Source organism: Salinibacterium sp. (genome assembly GCF_031364185.1).
In the GTDB taxonomy this organism is placed as follows: Bacteria; Actinomycetota; Actinomycetes; order Actinomycetales; family Microbacteriaceae; genus Rhodoglobus.
On record NZ_JANLVV010000298.1, the window covers coordinates 1 to 22,709 of the forward strand.

Sequence of the window (22,709 nt, forward strand, 5' to 3'; positions counted from 1 at the left end):
GACCGCTGCGCCCGACCTTTGTCGAGGGCCTGCGCAACGAGGTTCAGATTGTCATCACGGTGTTGTCTATTGCACCGGATGAGTTCTACGACGCACTCGCGATCAACGCCGCCTCGCTCAGTACGCAGATCTCTGGCCTTCCGTTCTATGGACCGGTCGGGGGCATCCGCCTCGCCCTCATCTCGGCTCCCGGTGGGGCAGACCAGTGGGTCGCCTTCCCGAGGCACTCACAGCTTGCTGACGCCGTGTTCGATCTGACCGTCGCCGGCCGCCTCGTCACTGACGAGAATGGTAACGAGGACATCGCCATCATGATGGTGGAGGCCGAAGCCACCGAGGGCAGCTGGGAGCTCATCAAGGCAGGTGCCACGAAGCCGGATGAGGCCATCGTCGCGCAGGGTCTTGAAGCATCCAAGCCGTTCCTCACGCAGCTCATCAAGGCCCAGCTGTCGCTTGCGTCGACCGCAGCGAAGCCCATTCAGGACTTCCCGCTGTTCCCGCCCTACAGCCAGGCCACCTACGATTCCGTCGCCGGTCTCGCCTGGGAAGATCTCAAGGCCGTCTATCAGATCGCCGACAAGATCGAGCGCCAGAACGCCGACGACCAGCTCAAGGATCGCGTCAAGGGCCACGTTGCCGCCGAGGTCGAGGCCGAGCGCCTTCCCGCCTCCGCTAACGGCGAGGTGTCTGCTGCGTACAAGAGCGTGTCGAAGAAGGTCATGCGTAACCGTGTGCTGACCGAGGGCATTCGTATCGACGGTCGTGGCCTGACCGACATCCGTGCGCTCGACGCGGAGGTGCAGGTCATCCCGCGCGTTCACGGTTCGGCGATCTTCCAGCGCGGCGAGACCCAGATCCTGGGCGTCACCACGCTGAACATGCTCAAGATGGAGCAGCAGATCGACTCGCTGAATCCCGTCACGAAAAAGCGCTACCTCCACCACTACAACTTCCCGCCGTATTCGACGGGTGAGACCGGTCGTGTCGGTTCGCCGAAGCGCCGCGAGATCGGGCACGGGTTCCTCGCCGAACGCGCCCTCGTTCCCGTGCTCCCGTCGCGCGAGGAGTTCCCTTACGCGATCCGCCAGGTGTCAGAGGCTCTCGGTTCCAACGGCTCCACGTCGATGGGTTCGGTGTGTGCCTCGACCCTGTCGCTGCTGAACGCCGGTGTGCCGCTGCGCGCACCCGTCGCCGGTATCGCGATGGGCCTCATCTCCGACGACGTCGACGGCCAGGTCCGCTATGCGGCGCTGACCGACATCCTCGGTGCCGAAGATGCACTCGGCGACATGGACTTCAAGGTCGCAGGTACCTCCGAGTTCGTGACAGCGATCCAGCTCGACACCAAGCTCGCCGGTCTGCCGTCCTCTGTTTTGGATGGCGCGCTCAAGCAGGCGAAGGAGGCTCGCACCGCGATCCTCGCCGTCATCAACGCCGCGATCGATGCCCCCGACGAGATGGCGCCGACCGCGCCCCGTGTCATAAGCGTTCAGATCCCGGTCGACAAGATCGGTGAGTTGATCGGCCCGAAGGGCAAGACGATCAACCAGATCCAGGATGACACTGGCGCTGACATCTCAATCGAAGACAACGGGACCGTCTACATCGGTGCCGTCGACGGCCCGTCGGCAGAGGCAGCTCGTGCCGCAGTCAACGCGATCGCGAACCCGCTGAATCCAGAGGTCGGTGAGCGGTTCCTGGGAACCGTCGTCAAGCTCGCGACGTTCGGTGCGTTCGTCTCGCTCACCCCCGGCAAGGACGGCCTGCTGCACATCAGCGAGGTCCGTAAGCTCGCCGGTGGTAAGCGCGTCGAGAATGTGGAGGACGTACTCGCGGTCGGCCAGAAGATCCAGGTCGAGATCATCAAGATCGATGACCGCGGAAAGCTCTCGCTCGCTCCCGTCGACGATGCCGCAGAGCCCGCGGACACCGACAGCTCCGCTGCCGCGTCCGAGGGTCCGGAAGCGCCCGCTGAAGGGTAACGCGCCCGCGTGCTCCCGGGAGGGGTCCGGTGCTTGCGCCGGTACCCTCGCGGTCAGCAACGCGGAATAGATCTGCGCGGGGCCTCTCGCCAGGCGCTCGCGTAAGACACTAGGGCCCATCCCCTCGGGGATGGGCCCTTTTGCGTACTCACGATCGTGAGCCCCATCGGAACAGGGGGGTCGTCCGATCTCAGCATTCACTTGCTGCTGGCACGGACGCAGGGTTGCCTTCGAGGCGATGGTTGGCGACGCGACGACAGCCTTCGATACAGACGGATAACGATTGGTCGATCCGTATCCCGGCGCACCCCTGACGGCAATACAGTGATAAAACCTTGGGTGAGGACGAGTGGCCCGGCTCGAGACGAGACAGTTCGACATGACAGAGCGTGTACCAGCGCCGCAGGAGCCCGCCGACGCGACCCAACCTAGCGCGATTCAACCCGGCGAGGCCGAACTGCGTTTCGTTGGCAACTCCGATCTGCGGGTCTTTCCGATTGCCATGAGTGGCAATGTCTTCGGCTGGAAGACTGATGATGAGGCGACCAATCGCATTCTCGATAGCTTCGCGGCCCAGGGCGGCAACTTTATTGATACGGCCGACTCGTATGCGGCCGGACGCAGTGAGACGATGATCGGCAACTGGATGAGGTCACGCCGGAATAGATCGAGCATCGTGGTTGCCACCAAAGTGGGTAAGAGCGCAGACAACCCGGGTCTGCGCGCGAGGGTCCTGACGAGGGCCGTGAACGCGTCTTTGGATCGACTCGGAGTGCAGCACATCGACCTGCTGTACCTACATATCGATGACACGACGGTCGCTTTCGAGGAGACTTTACTCGCGGTCGACGAACTTATCCGAGCCGGGAAGGTGAGGTTCTTTGGCGGATCAGACCACACCGGCAATCGACTCATTGAGGCAAGGATCGCGTCGGCAATGGTCGGAGTGGCTCCGATGGTCGCCCTGCAGAACCACTACAACCTCGTACACCGCCAGGAATACGAGGGCGACCTGGCGAACGTTGCGGCGCAGCAGCGTCTCGGGGTCATGCCCCGGTTCGCTCTCGCGAGCGGATTTCTTACCGGCAAGTACCGGCAGAGGTCGGATCTGGCACTCAACCCCCGAGGCGGAGAGGCGGCGAAGTACCTCAATCGCCGGGGCCTGCGAATACTGTCCGCTCTCGACGGGATCGCGAAGGCTCACGACTCAAGCGTCGCCTCCGTCGCCCTGGCCTGGTTGCTGGCCAAGCCGAACGTGGTCGCTCCGGTAGTCTCGGCCTCGCATCCGGAACAGGTGGCTGACCTTGCCGCCGCCGCTGGGTTGCAACTCTCACGACTACAGGTAGCCGAGCTCGACCTCGTGTCACGCTAGCCAACTGCCCATCACTGCCGTCGCAACAGCTTCCTTCATTCTCGAAGCAGAGCAGCACCGCGATGGCACTCCCGCTTCGACTGCGGTCGTCGCTAGTGGCCCACGGATTCTGCCAACACACGATTAGCGATACGGCCCAAAGCGGCGGATGCTGCGACGGAGTCCCCAGCGTAGCCGCCGGCGAGAGCACCATCCCTGGCGAGCAACAGCTCGTCAGCTGCGTCGCCGGGAACCGGGTGGCCCATGCTGCGCAAGAGCTCGGCGAGGGTATCGACGTACCACTCGCGGTGGGCCGTCACCACCTTCCTGACAGGATGATCAGACTGAGGGAACTCGGCGGCGGCATTGATGAACGGGCAGCCGCGGAATCCAGGCCTGTCGATTTCGGCGATGACCGCCGCGATGAACTCCCGCAGGGCTATCTCGGCGTTGGGTGAGCTGGCGATGATCGCTTCGAGGTTTGCACGCACGGTGGCGTGACGATGTGTGATGTATTCGACGATCAGGTTGTCTTTGGCGCGGTAGTGCTTGTAGAACGTGGCCTTGGTGACTGATGACGCGCTGATGATTCGGTCGACGCCGACATTGCGGATTCCATCTTCATAGAACAGCACGTTCGCCGTGTCGAGAATGCGGCCTTTCGCGGGAGCGCGCTGTATCGCTGGAACCAGATTGACGGTGGTGAGTGCTTCTAAAACGGCCACAGCGCGACTCCTTCGTGAATGATGTGACGGCAATGTCGTCGCTGCCACAGTCGTGGCAACGATGGTGCATGACCGTTATCGGGATAACGGTCATGCACAGGCTTCGGGGCCTGCGATATACCGTAGCATATGTGGACAGACAGACCAGTCTGTTTGTTCACTTTTTATCCCCCCCAATACGTGGGTCACGTCGCAGACAGGGTGTTCAGCGGCATGACGTAGGCTCGGCGGGTGATAAACGGTGCTGTGTCTCTCCCGCTCGACCTTCCGGAACTCTCCTTTATCGCATCGGGTGATGCGCTGGTTCGTCGCACAGTGCTACCCAGTGGGGTGAGAATACTCACCGAGTCCGTGCCAGGCGCGCGAAGCTCCACGATCGGATACTGGGTTGCGGTGGGGTCGAGGGATGAGTTGCCGGAGACCTACGGTTCCACGCACTTCCTGGAGCACCTGCTCTTCAAGGGGACGACCACCCGCAGCGCCCTCGACATCGCGGTGGCCTTCGATTCGGTCGGCGGCGAGCACAACGCTATGACTGCCAAGGAATACACCTGCTACTACGCCAAGGTCCAGGATAAAGATCTCCCGATGGCCGTGGACGTCCTGGCCGATATGTTCACGTCATCGATAATCGACCCGGACGAATTCGAGACCGAGCGCGGCGTGATTCTCGAAGAACTCGCGATGGCCGACGATGACCCTTCGGACGTCGCGAGCGAGCGCTTCTTCGAGGCCGTTCTGGGTGATCATCCCCTTGGCCGGCCCATTGGCGGAAGTCCGGACACGATCGCGGCAGTCTCCCGGCAGGCAGTGTGGCAGCACTATCGGGCCAACTATCGCGCCCAGGATTTGGTCATTACCGTGGCTGGCGCTGTGGACCACGATGACGTAGTTAGCAGGGTGACAGCAGCGCTTGAGCGGGCCGGCTGGGATCTCGCCCTGGAATCTGAGCCTGTGCCCCGGCGCGCATCCACTCACGACCTCATCGAGCGCGGCAGCCCGCTGGTGGTGGTCAAACGCCCGATCGAGCAGGCCAACATCCTCCTGGGCGTGGCGGGACTCGCCGCTGCCGATGAGCGAAGGGCCACGCTCTCGGTCATGAATGCGATCTTCGGTGGCGGGATGTCGAGCCGTCTTTTTCAGGAGATACGCGAGAAACGTGGGCTCGCGTACTCTGTTTACGCCTTCGCGCCGAGTTACTCAGACGCCGGCGTGTACGGCATCTACGCCGGGTGTTCCCCTGCGAAGGCCTCCCAGGTGGCCGAACTCATGGTCGGCGAATTCGCACGCCTCGCCGAGGGTGGCGTGACGACCGAGGAGATGCGTCGCGCAACGGGCCAGCTGAGCGGTGCATCCGCCCTCGCTCTCGAAGATTCCGACACCAGGATGTCGAGGCTTGGTCGTAGCGAGCTCACTCTCGGTGAATTCGTTGACCTTGATGAGTCACTCCGACGCCTGAATATGGTGACGGCGGATGCGGTGCGCGAGCTCGCGACAGAACTGGCAGCCCGTCCGATGTCCATCGCCGCCGTCGGCACAATTGATGACACGGCGTTTGCGGGAATACCCACCCTCAACGCCCCGGCACGCCCGCAGGAAACCAGGTAACCAGGTCATGGCTCATTACCTCTACCTCGTGCGTCACGGCGAGCAACAGGATGCAGAGCATGGGCTCCCCGACGGACCGCTCTCGGGAAAGGGCGTGCGCCAGGCGCGCGCTATTGCGGAGCGTCTGGGGGGAGTTCCCTTCACGCGTTCCTGGCATTCACCCCTGGAGCGCGCCGCGGAGACAGCGAGGATCATGACCGAAAGGATGCCTGCGCTAGAGTCGCAGCCCAGTTCGCTGTTGATGGACTGCATCCCCTCGGGGCCCACGAACGACATGCCCCACTCCTTCGAATCGTTTTTCGGTTCGGTGACGGCCGCCGAGATCGAGGCGGGGGAGGCGCAGATGGCTGACGCCGTGGCCGAGTTCCTGGCACCGGCACGCCATGACCAGCACGATCTGCTCATCACCCACAACTCCGTGATCGCGTGGTTCGTGCGAGAGGTTTTCGGCGCACCGACCTGGCGTTGGCTCGGCATCAACCAGGCGAATTGTGGGCTTACCATCATCCGGGTCAGGAGTGCCAAGCCTCCGGTGCTGGTCACTCACAACGATCTCGGTCACCTTCCCGTCGAATTGCGCACGGGCATGCCGGAGCTGCAGCCGTTCTAACGGCGCGTCAGTTGCTTCGCGTACCAGTTGGTTGCGTTGGGATTGTCGTTATACGGCTCGATGTCGACGTATCCGCTCGAGCGGTACAGGTTTCCGGCGGCGGCGAGGCTTGAATTCGTGTCGAGCACGATCTCGACAGCCCCGAGCTCGGCAGCAAGTCGCTCCAGCTCGGCGAGAAGCGCTCGACCCAGGCCGCGGTGCCGTGCCGTGGGCTGAAGCCAGAGGTGCTTCGCCTCGAATCGGGCGTTGTCGAGTGACCGGATGCCGCCACAACCGACCGCGCGCCCATCCAGTTCAACCACGAGGAACAGTCCCTTCGGCGGCGTGAAGGTCTCGCGGGAGGGGAACGTGGTGACGTAGCCGACCGCGTTCGGAAAGGTTGACTCGCGGTAGTCAAAGTATTCGGCGAGAAGTGCGTGCGCCGTGGCATCCGATACCGCTGTTTCGACAAAGGCCTGCACCCGTCCAGCGTAGGCGTGAACCCAAATTCTCTGACGACGAGGAGGCAAGGTCGAGTGGGCCGCGACACTTCGACGGCAGTCGACCTTGATAGATTTACCGCATGACAACGAGGGTCGCCGTCATCGGCGCTACGGGAAAAATGGGCCAGCTCGCCTCCCAGATTATCGAGGCTTCCGATGATTTCGAGCTCGTGGCTCGGATCGATTCAAAGGGCGAACTGAGCGACATGCTTGGTGCTGATATCGCTGTGGATGTCACACTCCCGGCCGTCTCGCAGGGAGTCGTGGAATTCGCGGTCGCCCATGGCATCAACGTGCTGGTGGGCACGTCGGGCTGGTCGAGCGAACGTATTGCCGCGCTGGAGCGCACCATTTCCGGAAATCTCTCCGTCGGCGTGATCATCGTGCCCAACTTCTCGATTGGTTCGGTGCTCGCCACATCGTTCGCCGCGATGGCGGCGCGATTCTTCGACTCCATCGAGATCGTCGAGGCTCATCATTCGTCCAAAGTTGATTCGCCCTCCGGGACGGCAGTGCGCACGGCTGAGTTGATGGGTGCCGCCAGAGGCGCGCTCGGGCCGGTCGTGGCTCCCCACGTCGACCAGCGCGCTCGGGGACAGCAGGTCTCGAGCATTCCCATTCACAGTCTGAGGATGCAGGGTGTCGTCGCCAAGCAGGAGGTCATTTTCGGGGGGAACGGCGAGATCCTGACGATCAGCCACGACACGCTCGCGCCGAGTGCGTACGAAGCCGGGATCCTGCTCGCACTGCGAGCGGCCCGCACTGCCCGAGGCGTGACCGTCGGCCTCGACCGACTCATTGATCTTGGCCTCGAGCGTGCCCACGGTGGTCCGGCTTCGTGAAGGCTCGCATCGCGACCCTCGTGATGGCGGCGTTGTTGGTGTTGTACCTGGTGTTCGTCACCAACTACGCGATTCTCCTGATCAACTCGGCGGAGCTGCTCGCGAAGGCGCTCGGATTCGCGCTCGTGGTTCTTCCGGGGATCGGTGCCTGGGTGCTCATTGCCGACCTGGTGTTTGTCGTCAGAGGAGAGAGGTTGCTCAGGCAACTGGGAGTTGAGGGCGGGCTGCCTGTCGACACGCTGCCACGCATGCCCAGCGGTCGTGCCGATCCCGCCGCCGCCGATGCTGAATTCCCGAGGTACCAGGCCGAAGTTGAGGCAGATCCTGGGTCATGGCGCGCGTGGTTGAGGCTCGGGCTCGCTTACGACGCCAGTGGCGATCGCCGTCGCGCGCGCTGGGCCACGCGCCGGGCGATTGCGTTGCATCGCTCTGCTCCCGCCTGACGGTTGCTGGGGCTCTCGATTCAGAGCGACTCCACGAGCTCCTGGATCGCGGCTCGAACAGTGGTGTGGCGGAATTCGAAACCGTCAGCGAGCAGTCGGTGTGGAACGACGTTCTCGCTCGAGAGGAGCAGGTCTCGACCGGCATCCCCCAGGGCGTTCAGGGCGAATTCGGGCACCGCGAAGGGATGCCACCTGCCCAGGGCATCCGCAAGGCCATCGGTGATCTCGGCCGAGGTTGCCGGGGTGGGGCCGGCCAGGTTGACCACTCCATCCAGCCCGGACGAGAGCAGATGCCGAATGGCAGCGGCCTCGTCGTGGAGCGAGATCCAGGGCCAGTTCTGCTCGCCCGAACCGAATCTCGAGCCGAGCCCTAGCTTCGTGAGCGGAATGAGGGGCGTGAACGCACCGCCGTTACCCACGACGACACCCGTGCGAAACATCACGACGCGAGTCGTCGACGGTGTGAGTCGGGCAGCATGCTCCCATGCCTCAACCACGTCGCTGAGAAAGCCTCCGCCTTTGGCCGAGGTCTCGGTGAGTTCGACGCCGGGCTGGTCGCCGTAATACCCGACGGCCGAGCCGCTGAGGAATACCGCCGGAGGGGTTGCTGCTCGTTCGATCGCCTCGGCGATGGTCTGGGTGCCTTTAACCCGCGAGTACAGGATCTCCCGTTTATAGCTGCTCGTCCACGGGATCCTGCCCGTGGTTGCACCCGCGAGGTTGATGACGGCGTCGGCCGCGTCAATCGCGCGCTGGTCGACGGTCAGCTCTGACGGCATCCACAGGAACTCGGTACTCGTTCTTGGTTCCGACCTCACCAGGGTGGTGACCGTGTGGCCGTCTTCCTGAAGTTGCCTGGTGAGCTCTGTGCCGATGAATCCGGATGCCCCGGCGATCAGCACACGCAGCGATGGGGCCATCAGGCGAGGCTGGCTTCGAGCGTGATCGGGATCCCGGCCAGGGCCCGTGAGACCGGGCAGTTCTGCTTCGCAGCTTCGGCAAGCATCTGGAATACGTCATCACCCAGCCCCGCAACTTTCGCGCTGACCAGAAGGTGGCTTCCGGTGATGCCCGTGGCGGGATCGAAGGTGACGGCCGCGGTCACCTGCAGGCTTTCGGGAGGAGTGCCGTTGCCAGCCAGGGCACCGGCGAACGCCATCGAGTAGCAGGCCGAGTGCGCGGCGCCGAGCAATTCCTCGGGGTTTGTCTTACCTGAGGTGCCTGTCGATCGGGCGGCCCAACTCACAGGGAACTCTGCCGCGTCGGATGAGTCGAGGGATGTGGTCCCCGTGCCGCTCATGAGGTCGCCAAACCACAGGGTGGTTGCTTCGCTGGTCACTGGCATGTGTGCACCTTTCGTTGGTTCCACACTATGCGCTGCGTCAGGCGGCGGCACCCCTTGCGCCTCGGGCTCGGGCAAGCAGCAGGTAGATGTGGCATCCCAGGCAGAAACCGAAGACGGCGTTGAGGAATGCGGCAATGAACGCGAGGCCCGCCGCGACGACGAGAGCGTAAGGAAGACCCGCCAGGTGAAGGACAAGCCCTGACAGGCCGATGGCAAAGCCCACACCCTGGGCGAAGGTGGGCGGCTTTGGGTCTTCGCGGTGGGTCGGTGGGCTGAGCCGTGGTCGGAGGAGCGTCGTGAAAAGCAGGCCATAAGGATGGCGGCGGACTCCGGCGAATGCGCCCCAGCCGAAGAGGGCTGTGACGACAGCGAGCAGGATGAAACCGGGCTCGATCGCCCTGCGTGCCGGCGAAACGCCGAGGGCGTGAGCGAGGGAGACTCCGACGACCAGCAGTAGCAGTGCCGCCGTGATGGCGGCGCCGAATCGCGGGCTGCGTGGGTCGATTCCGGACTGGGGTGGGCGAGGCGGTGGAGCGTTTGTCATGCCACCAGGAGCCTGTCGAGTTCAGAGCTGACGACATCCCGCCGCGCTGCGCTGCCGATACGGGATCGCACGACTCCGCTGCGGTCCAGGATGAGGGTGGTCGGCGTCTGCACGATTCTGAACCGTACCGCGAGCTCCGGGCGAAGTCCGAGATCAATGTCGACGTGTCTGACGCCGTCTCGCTGGCGTGCGAGCTCGTCCAGCACCGAATGTGTCATTCGGCACGGGGAGCGCCGCCACACCACACCCACGGCGGTGGCCAGTGCAGTGAGTCCGAACAGTGTCACAGCGATCAGGATGAAATTCATGATGCGGCTACGGTAAGCCAAATCCGGGCCGAGACACCGAGTGTTTCCATCTGTTACTCCACCGGTGGCGGCACAGTAATATTGGCGCGATGGACTCCGCGATCCCCACCCCGTACGAAGACCTGCTGCGTGACACCCTCGCCAACGGCACGCCTAAGTCAGACCGCACCGGCACCGGCACCCGAAGTGTGTTCGGCCGTCAGCTGAGGTACAACCTCGCCGACGGCTTCCCCTTGATCACCACGAAGCGTGTCCACTTCACGTCGATCGCCTATGAGCTGCTGTGGTTTCTTCGTGGTGAGAGCAATGTGGGATGGCTGCGTGAGAACGGGGTCACCATCTGGGACGAATGGGCGGATGCCTCGGGTGAGCTCGGGCCCGTCTACGGAGTGCAATGGCGCTCCTGGCCGACCCCGAGTGGTGGGCAGATCGACCAGATCTCCGAGGTCATCGATGCGATCAGGGCAACGCCGGATTCTCGCAGGCTGATCGTGTCGGCGTGGAACCCGGCCGACATCCCAAACATGGCGCTGGCTCCGTGTCACGCGCTGTTCCAGTTCTACGTCGCGAACGGCAGGCTGTCATGCCAGCTCTACCAGCGCAGCGCTGACCTGTTTCTCGGTGTTCCCTTCAATATCGCGAGCTATGCCCTACTCACCCACCTCGTCGCCGAGCAGGTGGGACTGGAGGTCGGCGACTTCGTGTGGACCGGCGGCGACTGCCACATCTACGACAACCATCTCGAGCAGGTGACCGAACAACTTCGCCGCGAGCCATTCCCGCTGCCTGCGCTGACAATCACGACCACGCGCGACAGCATCTTCGACTATGAGTTCGGTGACCTCACACTCGAGAATTACCAGCATCATCCCGCGATTCGCGGCGCCGTAGCGGTATGAGCGCCCCTGTCACCACCGAGTTGGCGATGATCTGGGCCCAGGCGCGAGGAGGGATCATCGGTAGCGCAGGCACCATGCCCTGGCATGTTCCGGAAGACCTGGCTCATTTCAAAGAGCTCACCACCGGTGCCCCGGTCGTAATGGGTCGAAAGACCTGGGACTCTCTGCCGCCGCGGTTTCGCCCTCTCGAGGGTCGCCGCAACATCGTAATCACCCGTGACACTACGTGGGGAGCTGTGGGAGCTGAGGTTGCTCACTCCGCGCAGCAAGCACTCGATCTGGCCTCCAACGACCGGCCCACCACGGTATGGATCGTGGGTGGGGCCGCAATCTACGCGGAATTCATGCCGAGGGCCGACCGACTGGAGGTGACGGAGATCGACGCAACGATGGACGGCGACACCACGGCGCCAACGATCTCTGAAGACTGGGGCATCGACGTAGTTGAACCGGAAAGTGGCTGGCACTCGTCGGGCAGGGGCCTCGACTACCGCTTCCTGACCTACCGGCGAACCGACACCCGATAGCCTGTAACCCGTGGCTATAGACAATCCATTCGGGCAGGTACTCGTCGCTCTCATTACTCCGTTCACAGCGGAGGGGGAGGTCGACTGGCCAACCGTCGAGAAGCATATCGACGATGTCATCTCGGCGGGCGCTGACGGCATAGTCATCTCGGGAACGACGGGTGAGACATCCACCCTCACCGATGCCGAGAAGCTCAGGCTGGTGGAGGTCGCCAAGAGCGTCGCCGCTGGTCGCGCAAAGATCGTCATGGGTGGCGGTTCGAATGAGACGGCTCACGCGATCGAGTTGCACAAGTCGAGCGCGCGGGCCGGTGCGGACGCGGTCATGATCGTGACCCCGTACTACAACAAGCCGACCCAGGCCGGCGTGCTCACCCACTTCAGGATGATCGCCGATGCGACAGATCTTCCGGTGATCCTGTATGACATCCCGGGCCGCTCGGGCATTCCGATCAGGTATGAAACGATCCTCCGGGCATCCAAACATCCGAACATCCGGGCAGTGAAAGACGCCAAGGGCGACTTCAGCGAAGTAAGCCGCGTACTGAACAACACCGACCTGCTGTACTTCTCGGGTGACGACTCGAACATTCTCCCGCACCTGGCGATTGGGGCAACGGGTCTCATCGGAGTGACCGCCAACATCGCGGCCACTCCGTATCGACAGATCGTGGATGCCGTCAACGCCGGCGACCTTGCCACCGCCACCGCGGCGCATAAGCTGCTCGAACCGCTGGTGCGCGCCGTCATGACCCACGTTCCCGGCACCGTCGCCGCGAAGTACATCCTGCATGGCCTGGGTCGGATCGCCAGCCCTCGTGTGCGCCTGCCACTGGTGGGCCCCGAAGATGGGGAGGCCGCGATCATCGAGGATGACCTGAGCCTGGTTCGAGACATCCCGGGCCTGAACTTTGACAACTTCCGTCCAGACCGAAACGCTGCCGCCGGCGGCGCACTGCCGAAAGTCGCAGGAGCTACGCGTTAGTCGCGGGCGGGTCACGAAGAATTACCCAGGGGGCTAGAGGCCCCATCACACCCACGCAAGGTTCAGATGCCAGTCTCCATTTTTTCCCCTCCCGCACTTCCCCAGGGCACTCTCCGCGTCACCCCCATCGGTGGTCTTGGCGAGATCGGCCGCAACATGACCACGTACGAGTTCGACGGCAAGCTGCTGATCGTTGACTGCGGCGTGCTGTTTCCCGAGGAGAACCAGCCGGGCGTCGACCTGATCCTCCCCGACTTCAGTTCCATCAGGGATCGCCTCGACGATGTGCTCGGTATCGTGCTCACGCACGGCCACGAAGATCACATCGGTGCGGTGCCGTACCTGTTGAAGTTGCGCCAGGACATCCCCCTTATCGGCAGCACCCTCACACTCGCGCTCATCGAGGCGAAGCTCAAAGAGCACAGGATTACGCCGTACACCCTGACCGTGCGCGAAGGCCAGCACGAGAAACTTGGCGCGTTCGAGCTCGAGTTCATCGCTGTGAACCACTCCATCCCGGATGCGCTCGCGGTCGCACTGACCACACCGGCCGGCGTCGCGCTGCACACAGGCGACTTCAAAATGGATCAGCTGCCCCTCGACGACCGAATCACCGACCTGCGTGCCTTCGCGCGGCTCGGAGAGAAGGGCGTCGACCTGTTCCTTCCCGACTCCACCAACGCGGATGTGCCCGGTTTCACCCCCAGCGAGCGCGACATCGGCCCCGTTCTTGAGGCCGTGATTGCTAAGGCACCCCGACGGGTTATCGTGGCCAGTTTCTCGAGCCATGTGCATCGAGTGCAGCAGGTGCTTGACGCCGCCGCCGCCAACAATCGCAAAGTCGTGTTGATGGGGCGCTCGATGGTTCGCAACATGGGCATTGCCGCCGATCTTGGGTTCCTGAAGGTGCCAGACGGTGTATTGATGGATGCCAAAAAGGCGGCCGACCTGCCTGACGATCGGCTGGTCTATATGTCGACCGGCAGCCAGGGTGAACCGATGGCGGTGCTCGCGAGGATGGCCAACATGGAGCACCAGATTGAGGTCGGCAAGGGTGACACCGTCATCCTCGCCTCCTCGCTGATTCCCGGCAACGAAAACGCGGTGTATCGGGTGATCAATGGGCTGACCAAGCTCGGCGCCAACGTCGTGCATAAGGCGAACGCGAAGGTACACGTTTCGGGCCACGCTGCGGCGGGGGAGCTGCTGTACTGCTACAACATCCTGAAGCCCAAGAACGTGCTTCCCGTGCACGGTGAATACCGTCACCTGGTCGCCAACGCGAATCTCGCCATCCAGACGGGAGTGCCGGAGGAGAATACGATCATCGCCGAAGACGGCACGGTGATCGACCTGCGCGATGGCGTTGCCAGCGTCGTAGGCCAGCTCGATCTCGGCTATGTGTATGTCGACGGCTCGAGTGTCGGGGAGATTACGGATGCCGACCTCAAGGATCGCCGCATCCTGGCCGAGGAGGGTTTCATCTCCATTTTCGTAGCGGTAGATCCACAGACCGGCAAGGTTATCGTCGGCCCCGAGATCCAGTCGCGGGGCTTCGCCGAAGACGAGAAGGTCTTCGATGCGGTCATCCCTCAGGTGTTGAAGGCGTTGACGGATGCTGCGGAGAACGGCACTCGCGATACCCATGCCTTCGCGCAGGTTGTCCGTCGCACCGTCGGCCGCTGGGTCAATACACAACACCGCCGCCGCCCGATGATTGTGCCGGTCGTCATCGAGGCGTAGTCGAGAGGCACAGTTATCGATCCGGGCGGCGAAGCCGTTCGGTCGAGCCATAGCTCGGATGAGGTGGTGAACCACCCCATCTTTCGGGCGTGACTGCGCCACGAGCGAAGATTGCCCCCCTAACCCCGTGGCTCTGACGCGGGCGGGCGGAATTTGTGCCGCTCTGGTTCGCGCCATCCCGAATCGCGCTTTGTCGTTCGCGATGCGGGGCTGCGGTCTCGGTTTCGAGACCGGCACAGCAGGCCGTGGCTGCCGAGCCGTACCGCCGTTGGCGGGAGTACCTGCACCTGCGGCGGGGTCTAGTGACGGGTGGCGGGACTCGCTACTCCCGCCGCCGGTTGTGGACTCCCGCCGGCAACTCTGCGCGCTCGCACTGCACGCAACTCTCAACGGAGGAGGTGCGGCATCGGTCGTAGAGGTAACGAGGTCTCGTCCGATTAGCTCCAGCAGTCTGTGACCCGCACCGTCGGCGAAACGTCGGGTGGGGATATCCTCCTCTCGAATGATTTGGTTTAGCCCCGTGTCGAATAGTGTTATGCGAGGCAATCTCAACGGCGAAAGTCGCAGATAGTGAGGATGGTTCACGTGGGAATCGCACGCAAATGGATTTTTCCGATCATCCGGATCCTGATTTTTGTGGCCATCGCCGCAGCGCTGGTGAAGATCGCGTTCTTCGCTGACAGTATGCCCGCCAATGACGCTGCCTCGCCGACCGGGCAGGTCGTGGAACCACAGGTCGCGGTCACGGTCGGCACAATCCAGAATGACGTTACGCTGCAGGGCACTGTCGCTGCTGACGCTGCGGTCGAGATCAAGGCGACTCTTGCGGGACAAGTTCGCGAGGTGCTCGTCAAGGCCGGACAGGCGGTGGATGTTGGCACCGAGATCCTGATTCTAAGGGCCGACGTGATCAATCCCGACGGCACCTCCTACGTGGACTACGAGACCGTGGTCTCGCCCACAGCCGGGGTGCTGTCGAGCCTTACGGCGCTCGTCGATCAAACCTTCGCCGTGGGGGACGACGTGGGCAAGGTCGCCCCACCCACGTTCAACGTGAGTGGACCTATCGCTCCCGAACAGCAATACCGGTTGCTGAACCAGCCCACCGAAGCCCAGGTCACGATCGCTGGCGGCCCAGCCCCATTCGCCTGCGGAGGGCTCACGATCACGGCGCCGGTTACCGGCTCGGATGCTGGCGCTCCTGCTCCGACCCCCACGGTCCGGTGTGCGGTTCCCGGCGACGTGAAAGTCTTCGCGGGTCTCTCGGCCGAGCTCACCCTCGCCGGCGGAGTTGCAGCCGACGTGCTGACCGTTCCCGTGACGGCGGTCGAGGGAGCATCGGAGACCGGCAACGTCTTCTTCGTGCTGCCTGACGGATCGACCGAATCTCGACCCGTCACGCTAGGAATCAACGACGGCATCAACATACAGATCGTCGACGGCCTGGTGGAGGGTGACATGATCCTGCAGTTCATTCCGGGTGCACCAGCCGCGACCGTGCCGCTGCCCGGCCAGTGCATCGACGACGGCAAGGGCAATACGGTCTGCGGATGAGCCTGCTGAGCCTGAGCGGTGTCACGAGGTCTGTCGACCTTCCTGACGCCCCACCGCTACATATTTTGAGAGGCATAGATCTCGAGGTCAATGTCGGAGACCACGTGAGCATTGTCGGGCGTTCTGGTTCCGGAAAGTCGACTCTGTTGAACCTGTTGGGCCTGCTCGACAACCCCACCGAGGGAGAGATCCGCTTTGACGACAAGCTGATCTCGAAAATGTCCGCCACTGAGCGGGATCGGTCGCGAGGTCGAGATGTTGGGTTCATCTTTCAGCAGTTCAATCTTCTGGGAGGGCGGTCGGCCCTGGAGAACGTCATGACACCGCTGCTGTACGCGACAGGAAAACAATTTTGGCGAAGGAAGCAGTTCGCAATGGAGATGCTGGGGCGCGTGGGTCTCGAAAGTCGCGCCCAGAGCATGCCGGAGAAGATGTCAGGCGGTGAGCAACAGCGGGTGGCGATCGCTCGGGCGCTGGTGCGTGGTCCGCGGCTGATCCTCGCCGACGAGCCCACCGGCGCGCTTGATGTGGAAACGGGCGCGACGATTATGGCTCTCCTGGATGAGGTGGCCGAGGCATCCGGAGCCGCACTCATCACCATCACCCACGACGTGAACGTGGCGGCCCTCGCACGCAGCCACTACCGCCTGGATCGGGGGGTTCTCCAGCCCGTCGACGTCAGCCGCGTGCTGGCAGTGCAGCCGGGTATGCCCCGGTGAGTGGCCTTATCGGGGCGATCGCGGAGGCGTGGGCCGAACTGCGCATCCACAGGACAAGGGTGCTGCTGAGCCTGATCGGGGTGGCTGTCGCCGTCACCGCGATCACGACCGTGGTGGGCCTCGGGGCCATTGCCCAGCAGGCCACCACCGAGAGTTACGAACGCAGCTCGGGGCGCCCCGCGACCCTGTTCATCAGTGCATACAATCCCGTTTCTGGCGAGTCACCGGATGCCGAAACCATCACCGAAGCGTTCACCACCGCGGTGGATCGCTACGCGATCACCTGGTCAACCCGTTCTACCGGCTCGCAGGTCTCCGTTCAGTTCGTCGATGGCGTCACCTCTGTCGGTACGACGATTGTGGATGCCGACTACGGCACCATGCATCGCGTCAGGCTCGAGAAAGGGTCGTGGTTCTCCGAGGCGGACGCTGACCGACTGGCTCCGGCGCTCGTCGTCAACGAGGTGGTCTGGACTCGGATGGGCTCTCCCGACCTCGCCACGCATCCCACGGTGACGCTCGACGGACCGAATCCGGTCACGGCGGTGATCATCGGGGTGACACCGTCGGCGTCCTTTGATGAGTGGCCGACGATGTTCATGCTCACCGATTCATATAACCGCATCTCGACGCCCGAGCAGCAGGCGGCTCTGTTCCCGCAATACGAGATGTGGGTTCCGCCCGAGATCTCGGATGAACTCACGCCGCTCATCGAACGAGACATCGCCAGCGCCCTGGGCGAGGGCTGGCAGGTCAACGTCAACCGCCAGGATTATCAGGCCTTCGGTGGCGAAGATCCTCTACTGCCTCTCAAGCTTCTGGTGGGAGGGGTCGCGGGCCTGGTGCTGTTTCTCGGTGCGCTTGGCCTGGTGAATATCTCGCTTGTGACGGTGCGCCAGCGTATCCGCGAAATCGGTATTAGGCGCAGTTTCGGCGCAACAGCGGGCCGTGTGTTCTTCGCTGTCATGATGGAGAGCGTTGTCGCCACCGTTGCGGCGGGAGTGGTCGGGGTTTTTCTCTCCGTTCTGATCGTGAAGAGCCCGATGGTGACGGATCTGATCGGGCAGGGCGTTACCGACCTGCCGGCGTTCCCTCTCGAGGCCGCGCTGATCGGTCTCGGGGCCGCGACACTGGTGGGTGCGCTTGCCGGTTTGCTCCCCGCAGTTGTCGCCGTGCGCGTGAAGGTCATCGACGCCATCCGTTACTGATGTGAGCCGAAATGCGCGCTGACACGCGCCCCGGGCATCCCCGGTTGTGACGGCCGTCGCGGGTACCGTGGAGCCCATGGCTACGAGCACCAGGTCGACGTCGCGCGCCCGCACGACTCCGGCGCGGTCGCGCGCCACCCAGGCAACCAAGCGACTCCCACGCGCGAAACAGCGCCAGGTAGTCATCGAACAGGACGGACCGCTCACTAAGGCATGGCTTGGCCTGGCCCACGCGGTTGGCGGCGCGTTTCGAGTGCTCGGCAAAGAGACGCTCGCGAAAGAGGAACGGCGTGATGGCGTTCCGTTCCTGGTATTCCTGCTGGCCGTCGCGGGCGCCGTCGTGGAGTGGTTTAACCCGACAGACTCGGTCGCCATCGCCCTGGATGCCTACACGTTCGGTGGGCTGTTCGGCCGCGTTGCGTTCGCGCTACCCGTGATCATGCTCCTGTTTGCGATCTGGCTGTTCCGTCATCCCTCGAGCGTGCATGACAACGGTCGCATCGGCATCGGGGTGAGCCTTCTCGTGGTGACTGTCAGCGGACTGTGCCACATCTTCGGTGCAGCGCCGCAGCCCACCGGAGGCATGGAGGCGCTCGCCCGAGCGGGCGGCGTGCTCGGGTGGATCCTGGCGCAACCACTGCTGAGCCTCGGCACAGCGGCACTCGCTGTGCCGGTTGTCGTGCTTTTGCTCGCCCTGTCGCTTTTCATCATCACCAAGACGCCTCCGAATCGTATTGGGTCACGCCTGCGTGAGCTCTACTCCTACCTATTCGGGGCCCAGCTTGCGGTCGCATCCGACACCACGAGCTCGACGTCGTCGAAGAACGATTCACTCGAGTTCGGCTCGCTCAGTGATCTCGGGCTCAACGAAGATCCCGCATCAATCCCATGGTGGCGTCGGAATAAGTCCAGCCGCACAGACGAGCCCGCCGCGTTTGACAGCCCGGTCGTGTCCCGTGATCAGGTCACGGACGTCATTGATCGAACCCCGCCCGCTGAGGGCATCGACGTTCTCGCCGAACTTCTCAGAGCCGAGGATGCGGTCAAACGGTTCACCGGTGAGGTTGAGCCCGGCGCAACCAGTCTGCGCGATGACGGCGCCGGCATCCCGAACCCTGAGCGGCTGCCAGGCTTCACGACCACGGCCCGCGAAAAGGGGGTGGCGGGGGAGTTCGAGGATGACCCACCACTCGCGCCCGCCGCGAGAGCACCGCGTCAGCCCACCGCGGCCTACCGGCTGCCGGCGCCGGCCGTGTTGACCGCGGGCACACCGCCCAAGTCCCGCTCAGCGGCTAACGACGAGGTCGTCGCATCGATTACCGAGGTGCTGAACCAGTTCCAGGTCGATGCGAAGGTCACAGGCTTCAGTCGTGGCCCGTCGGTGACACGCTACGAACTCGAGCTCGGCCCCGGCGTGAAGGTAGAACGCGTTACCGCACTTGCCCGCAATATCAGCTACGCCGTTGCCAGCAATGAGGTCAATATTCTTTCACCGATTCCGGGAAAGAGCGCTATCGGTGTAGAGATCCCGAATAAAGATCGTGAGATCGTCTCGCTGGGTGACGTGCTGCGTTCGTCTGCGAGCACGAAGAGTGTGCATCCCATGACCATCGGGCTCGGCAAAGATGTCGAAGGCGGTTTTGTTGTCGCCAACCTCGCCAAGATGCCGCACCTTCTGGTGGCCGGATCTACCGGCTCGGGCAAGTCGAGTTTCGTGAACTCGATGATCACCTCAATTCTGATGCGGGCCAAACCTGCCGAAGTGCGGATGGTTCTGATCGACCCGAAGCGAGTGGAACTGTCGATTTACGCGGGCGTGCCACATCTCATCACCCCCATCATCACCAATCCCAAAAAAGCCGCCGAGGCTCTGGCCTGGGTCGTCAAAGAGATGGACATGCGCTACGATGATCTCGCGTCATTTGGGTTCCGCCACATCGACGATTTCAACCGTGCCGTGGTGGCGGGCGAGATAGTGTTGCCCGTCGGCAGCGAGCGCACCCTGTCGCCCTATCCCTACCTACTAGTCGTTGTTGACGAACTTGCCGACCTGATGATGGTCGCCCCAAGAGATGTCGAAGACTCCATCGTTCGCATCACGCAACTGGCTCGGGCATCCGGAATTCACCTCGTTCTCGCGACCCAGCGACCATCGGTCGATGTTGTGACCGGTCTGATCAAGGCCAATGTTCCGTCGCGCCTCGCGTTCGCGGTGTCGAGCATGACCGATAGCCGCGTGATCCTTGATCAGCCGGGCGCCGACAAGCTCATCGGGCAGGGAGACGCGCTATTCCTGCCCATGGGCACGTCGAAAGCGATTCGCGTGCAGGGAGCCTGGGTAACCGAGAGCGAGGTCGCCGCTGTCGTGCAGCACGTCATCGCTCAGGCCAGGCCCGAGTATCGCGAGGATGTTGCGGTATCGGTGGAGAGGAAGAACATCGATGCTGACATTGGGGATGACCTCGAGTTGTTGCTTGCGGCCACCGAACTCATCGTGAGCACCCAGTTCGGCTCGACCTCGATGCTGCAGAGAAAACTTCGAGTCGGGTTTGCCAAGGCGGGCAGGCTCATGGATCTGCTCGAATCGCGCGAGATTGTCGGTCCCTCCGAGGGCTCGAAGGCGCGGGATGTTCTGGTGTCAGCCGAGCAACTGCCCTCCGTACTCGCCCGCCTCCGTGGTGACGATGGGTCGACCTCCGGTGCGCCGGCGTCCGGGGCAGATGGTTCACCCGCTGCCGCCCGATACGACCCAGTGGCAGATTCGCTGGCCGGGTACGATGAGGTCAGCGCCGAATCCGGTGAGGACGCCTGGGGCCTGACCGATCGAGAGTGAACCGCCTGTGAGCGATCTACCGCGGGCCGACCGGGAGAGCATCTTTGCCGGGCGCATCCTGAGCAGGGGTGACAGCCCGGCCAGCATCGCCAACATCGCCAACATCGTCACCGTCGCTCGAATCCTGCTCGCCCCGATCTTCATCTGGATGCTGCTGTCGGACGACGATAGTTACGGCGTGGTCCGCTATCTCGCCGCCGCTCTGTTCATCTTCGCGATCGTCACCGACACCGTGGACGGTCACCTGGCCCGAGGCCGAAACCTGATTACCGACCTCGGCATCATCCTCGATCCCATCGCAGACAAACTCCTCATTGGCGGCGCGCTGGTGGCACTCTCCATCCTCGGTGAGTTTCCGTGGTGGATCACCCTTGTCATCCTTCTCCGCGAGTTTGGCATCACCATCTTCCGATTCGCAGTGCTCTCACACGTCGTCATTCCGGCCTCTCGCGGCGGCAAACTCAAGACCGTCGTCCAGGCTGTTGCCATCGCCCTCTTCCTCGTCGCACCATGGATATTCCTCGGCCCCTGGGCGGGATGGGTCAGCTGGACCGTCATGGCATTCGCAATTGCCCTCACGTTGTACACCGGAGTCGAGTACCTCGTGAATGCCTGGCGTCGCCGCTCGAGCGCGGCGCCTCAATGATGACGGTGCGATCATGACGGGCGAGCAGGCGCAGGATGCCGCGGCGCTGGGCGAGCGGATCATCGCGTTGCTCACCGCCAGGCACCACACCATCGCGGTCGCCGAATCGCTGACCGGGGGGCTGCTCGTGGCCGAGCTGATCCGCATTCCCGGAGCATCCGCTGTGGTGTCAGGCGGAGTCGTTGCGTACAACACCGAGCTGAAACATACCATTCTGGGGGTGAACGCCGAGATTCTCGCTTTACACGGAGCCGTGCATCCTGATGTTGCAGCGCAGATGGCGGCAGGAGTGCGTGACCATCTGGCGGTCGGCGGGCAGCCAGCGCATATCGGTATCTCGACCACGGGTGTCGCCGGGCCTGACCCCCAGGATGGCCAGCCCGTCGGCACCGTTTACCTCGGCTTCGCGATGGGTGGCGAGGTGCGCACGAAGCACCTGCAACTCTCGGGCAGCCGGGAAGCCATCCGCTCAGCCGTCGTCTACGAATCACTATCAGAGCTCGCAACACTTCTCGCGTGATCGTGGGAATACCACTCGTTTCGATCTCGTTACAACTACAGCATTCACAAGTGTCGTACAGATATGGGTAGTTAGAGTAACCATAAGCTAGCGATACGACAGGAAAGAGAAGGAGGGTCCAATGGTTCTAGTTCGGCAGGAAATCGGTGACGTTCTTCGTGACTTCCGCCTGCAGAAGGGCCGCACCCTCCGTCAGGTCGCAAGTAAGGCAAGTGTCGCGCTGGGCTACCTCAGTGAGGTAGAGCGTGGCCAGAAAGAGGCAAGTTCTGAGATCCTCGCGTCGGTGGCTGATGCTCTCGACACTCCCATCTCCGTGATCATGCGCGAAGTAGGTGACCGACTGGCGATCATCGAGGGGCTCAACCCCATCCCGGACACTCTTCCAGATGATCTGGTTGCCGAGTTCGATGCCGACCTCGTGTCGCGCTGACCTCACCATAGTGCGACGACTGCCCTGGCCCGAAGGCCGGGGCATTCGTGCATTCGGAAGATGACCGGGCGGTCACGGTCTTCGACATTATGAGCTTCGACGTTGGGGGCGTACGGTCTAAATTGCGGTGTTACAGGAGGCAGGTTCGATGAGGCTGAGTGAGTTCTGGCTGGCCGTTTCCGACGAGTTCGGTGATGCTTATGGCCGCATCCTCACCCACGATCTCGTTTTGGGGGACATCGGCAGCCTGACGGCTGAGCAGGCTATCAAGGCGGGGTCGAATCCCCGTGATATCTGGCTTGCGCTCTGCGGGGCGATGGATGTTCCGCCCGCCCGCTGGCATGGCGCCGGGCGGCGCGATCCGAAGAAATAGGCCCAACACGCCGGACTCACGTATCGAACATG

The 22,709-nt window shown here is 63.1% G+C and carries 24 protein-coding genes; 18 read left to right on the forward strand and 6 right to left on the reverse strand.

From position 1 onward, the window contains the following. Both RMN95_RS12900 and RMN95_RS12905 read left to right on the forward strand, forming a co-directional pair. On the forward strand, positions 1 to 1,982 hold a 1,982-nt coding region (locus tag RMN95_RS12900), incomplete at its 5' end, for a polyribonucleotide nucleotidyltransferase (RefSeq protein ID WP_309617312.1). A gap of 379 nt (positions 1,983 to 2,361) precedes the next feature. After that, positions 2,362 to 3,354 (forward strand): aldo/keto reductase, encoded by a 993-nt coding sequence (locus RMN95_RS12905; RefSeq protein WP_309617313.1) that lies wholly within the window; start codon positions 2,362 to 2,364, stop codon positions 3,352 to 3,354. 92 nt (positions 3,355 to 3,446) lie between these two features. On the opposite strand, the gene RMN95_RS12910 is transcribed toward RMN95_RS12905, so the two are convergent. After that, complete coding sequence (locus RMN95_RS12910; RefSeq protein ID WP_309617314.1) at positions 3,447 to 4,058, reverse strand: TetR/AcrR family transcriptional regulator; 612 nt, start codon at positions 4,056 to 4,058, stop codon at positions 3,447 to 3,449. A gap of 234 nt (positions 4,059 to 4,292) precedes the next feature. Here RMN95_RS12910 and RMN95_RS12915 point away from each other — a divergent pair, with 234 nt between their 5' ends. Beyond that, positions 4,293 to 5,666 carry a pitrilysin family protein gene (locus tag RMN95_RS12915; RefSeq protein WP_309617361.1) on the forward strand — a complete coding sequence of 458 codons (1,374 nt, stop codon included), beginning with the start codon at positions 4,293 to 4,295 and terminating at the stop codon, positions 5,664 to 5,666. Positions 5,667 to 5,673: 7 nt separating this feature from the next. Beyond that, positions 5,674 to 6,276 (forward strand): histidine phosphatase family protein, encoded by a 603-nt coding sequence (locus RMN95_RS12920; protein WP_309617315.1) that lies wholly within the window; start codon positions 5,674 to 5,676, stop codon positions 6,274 to 6,276. On the opposite strand, the gene RMN95_RS12925 is transcribed toward RMN95_RS12920, so the two are convergent. After that, positions 6,273 to 6,737 (reverse strand): GNAT family N-acetyltransferase, encoded by a 465-nt coding sequence (locus RMN95_RS12925; RefSeq protein WP_309617316.1) that lies wholly within the window; start codon positions 6,735 to 6,737, stop codon positions 6,273 to 6,275. The two genes, RMN95_RS12920 and RMN95_RS12925, sit on opposite strands and share 4 nt — an antisense overlap. Positions 6,738 to 6,838: 101 nt before the next feature. Here RMN95_RS12925 and dapB point away from each other — a divergent pair, with 101 nt between their 5' ends. Then, positions 6,839 to 7,600: a 4-hydroxy-tetrahydrodipicolinate reductase gene (gene dapB / locus RMN95_RS12930; protein ID WP_309617317.1), complete on the forward strand. Its 762-nt coding sequence runs from the start codon at positions 6,839 to 6,841 to the stop codon at positions 7,598 to 7,600. After that, positions 7,597 to 8,043, forward strand: coding sequence for a hypothetical protein (locus RMN95_RS12935; protein ID WP_309617318.1), 447 nt, complete (start codon positions 7,597 to 7,599; stop codon positions 8,041 to 8,043). The genes dapB and RMN95_RS12935 overlap by 4 nt, the downstream gene beginning before the upstream one ends. Before the next feature lie 20 nt (positions 8,044 to 8,063). Here the strand turns inward: RMN95_RS12935 and RMN95_RS12940 are convergent, their stop codons facing one another. The 4 genes from RMN95_RS12940 to RMN95_RS12955 are packed head-to-tail and all read right to left on the reverse strand — an operon-like array spanning position 8,064 to position 10,240. Next, positions 8,064 to 8,963 carry a TIGR01777 family oxidoreductase gene (locus RMN95_RS12940; protein ID WP_309617319.1) on the reverse strand — a complete coding sequence of 300 codons (900 nt, stop codon included), beginning with the start codon at positions 8,961 to 8,963 and terminating at the stop codon, positions 8,064 to 8,066. Further along, positions 8,963 to 9,388, reverse strand: a complete 426-nt coding sequence (locus RMN95_RS12945; RefSeq protein ID WP_309617320.1) for an OsmC family peroxiredoxin — start codon at positions 9,386 to 9,388, stop codon at positions 8,963 to 8,965. The genes RMN95_RS12940 and RMN95_RS12945 overlap by 1 nt, the downstream gene beginning before the upstream one ends. Before the next feature lie 37 nt (positions 9,389 to 9,425). Beyond that, positions 9,426 to 9,932 (reverse strand): DUF4395 domain-containing protein, encoded by a 507-nt coding sequence (locus tag RMN95_RS12950; protein ID WP_309617321.1) that lies wholly within the window; start codon positions 9,930 to 9,932, stop codon positions 9,426 to 9,428. Next, positions 9,929 to 10,240 (reverse strand): thioredoxin family protein, encoded by a 312-nt coding sequence (locus RMN95_RS12955; RefSeq protein WP_309617322.1) that lies wholly within the window; start codon positions 10,238 to 10,240, stop codon positions 9,929 to 9,931. Before RMN95_RS12955 ends, RMN95_RS12950 begins: the two co-directional genes overlap by 4 nt. 89 nt (positions 10,241 to 10,329) lie before the next feature. Here RMN95_RS12955 and RMN95_RS12960 point away from each other — a divergent pair, with 89 nt between their 5' ends. The 12 genes from RMN95_RS12960 to RMN95_RS13015 all read left to right on the forward strand — a co-directional run bounded on the left by RMN95_RS12960 (position 10,330) and on the right by RMN95_RS13015 (position 22,677). After that, on the forward strand, positions 10,330 to 11,139 hold the full coding sequence (locus tag RMN95_RS12960; protein WP_309617323.1) for a thymidylate synthase: 810 nt from the start codon (positions 10,330 to 10,332) through the stop codon (positions 11,137 to 11,139). Then, positions 11,136 to 11,666 carry a dihydrofolate reductase gene (locus tag RMN95_RS12965; protein ID WP_309617324.1) on the forward strand — a complete coding sequence of 177 codons (531 nt, stop codon included), beginning with the start codon at positions 11,136 to 11,138 and terminating at the stop codon, positions 11,664 to 11,666. Before RMN95_RS12960 ends, RMN95_RS12965 begins: the two co-directional genes overlap by 4 nt. 10 nt (positions 11,667 to 11,676) lie before the next feature. Further along, on the forward strand, positions 11,677 to 12,651 hold the full coding sequence (gene dapA / locus RMN95_RS12970) for a 4-hydroxy-tetrahydrodipicolinate synthase (protein WP_309617325.1): 975 nt from the start codon (positions 11,677 to 11,679) through the stop codon (positions 12,649 to 12,651). 66 nt (positions 12,652 to 12,717) lie between these two features. Then, positions 12,718 to 14,394 carry a ribonuclease J gene (locus tag RMN95_RS12975; protein ID WP_309617326.1) on the forward strand — a complete coding sequence of 559 codons (1,677 nt, stop codon included), beginning with the start codon at positions 12,718 to 12,720 and terminating at the stop codon, positions 14,392 to 14,394. A 585-nt stretch (positions 14,395 to 14,979) separates the two neighbouring features. Beyond that, entirely contained in the window at positions 14,980 to 15,948 is a 969-nt protein-coding gene (locus RMN95_RS12980) for a hypothetical protein (RefSeq protein ID WP_309617327.1), read from the forward strand. After that, entirely contained in the window at positions 15,945 to 16,667 is a 723-nt protein-coding gene (locus RMN95_RS12985; protein WP_309617328.1) for an ABC transporter ATP-binding protein, read from the forward strand. The genes RMN95_RS12980 and RMN95_RS12985 overlap by 4 nt, the downstream gene beginning before the upstream one ends. Further along, the gene (locus RMN95_RS12990) at positions 16,664 to 17,875 is read left to right on the forward strand and encodes an ABC transporter permease (protein WP_309617329.1); all 1,212 of its coding nucleotides are present in this window, start codon (positions 16,664 to 16,666) and stop codon (positions 17,873 to 17,875) included. Before RMN95_RS12985 ends, RMN95_RS12990 begins: the two co-directional genes overlap by 4 nt. Positions 17,876 to 17,951: 76 nt before the next feature. Beyond that, positions 17,952 to 20,708 (forward strand): DNA translocase FtsK 4TM domain-containing protein, encoded by a 2,757-nt coding sequence (locus tag RMN95_RS12995; protein ID WP_309617330.1) that lies wholly within the window; start codon positions 17,952 to 17,954, stop codon positions 20,706 to 20,708. A gap of 7 nt (positions 20,709 to 20,715) precedes the next feature. Further along, positions 20,716 to 21,354: a CDP-diacylglycerol--glycerol-3-phosphate 3-phosphatidyltransferase gene (gene pgsA, locus RMN95_RS13000; protein WP_309617331.1), complete on the forward strand. Its 639-nt coding sequence runs from the start codon at positions 20,716 to 20,718 to the stop codon at positions 21,352 to 21,354. A gap of 13 nt (positions 21,355 to 21,367) precedes the next feature. Beyond that, positions 21,368 to 21,874, forward strand: coding sequence for a nicotinamide-nucleotide amidohydrolase family protein (locus RMN95_RS13005; protein ID WP_309617332.1), 507 nt, complete (start codon positions 21,368 to 21,370; stop codon positions 21,872 to 21,874). 121 nt (positions 21,875 to 21,995) lie between these two features. Beyond that, on the forward strand, positions 21,996 to 22,304 hold the full coding sequence (locus tag RMN95_RS13010; protein ID WP_199279554.1) for a helix-turn-helix domain-containing protein: 309 nt from the start codon (positions 21,996 to 21,998) through the stop codon (positions 22,302 to 22,304). A gap of 148 nt (positions 22,305 to 22,452) precedes the next feature. Beyond that, the gene (locus tag RMN95_RS13015) at positions 22,453 to 22,677 is read left to right on the forward strand and encodes a DUF3046 domain-containing protein (RefSeq protein ID WP_309617333.1); all 225 of its coding nucleotides are present in this window, start codon (positions 22,453 to 22,455) and stop codon (positions 22,675 to 22,677) included. The last annotated feature ends 32 nt before the right edge of the window (positions 22,678 to 22,709 follow it).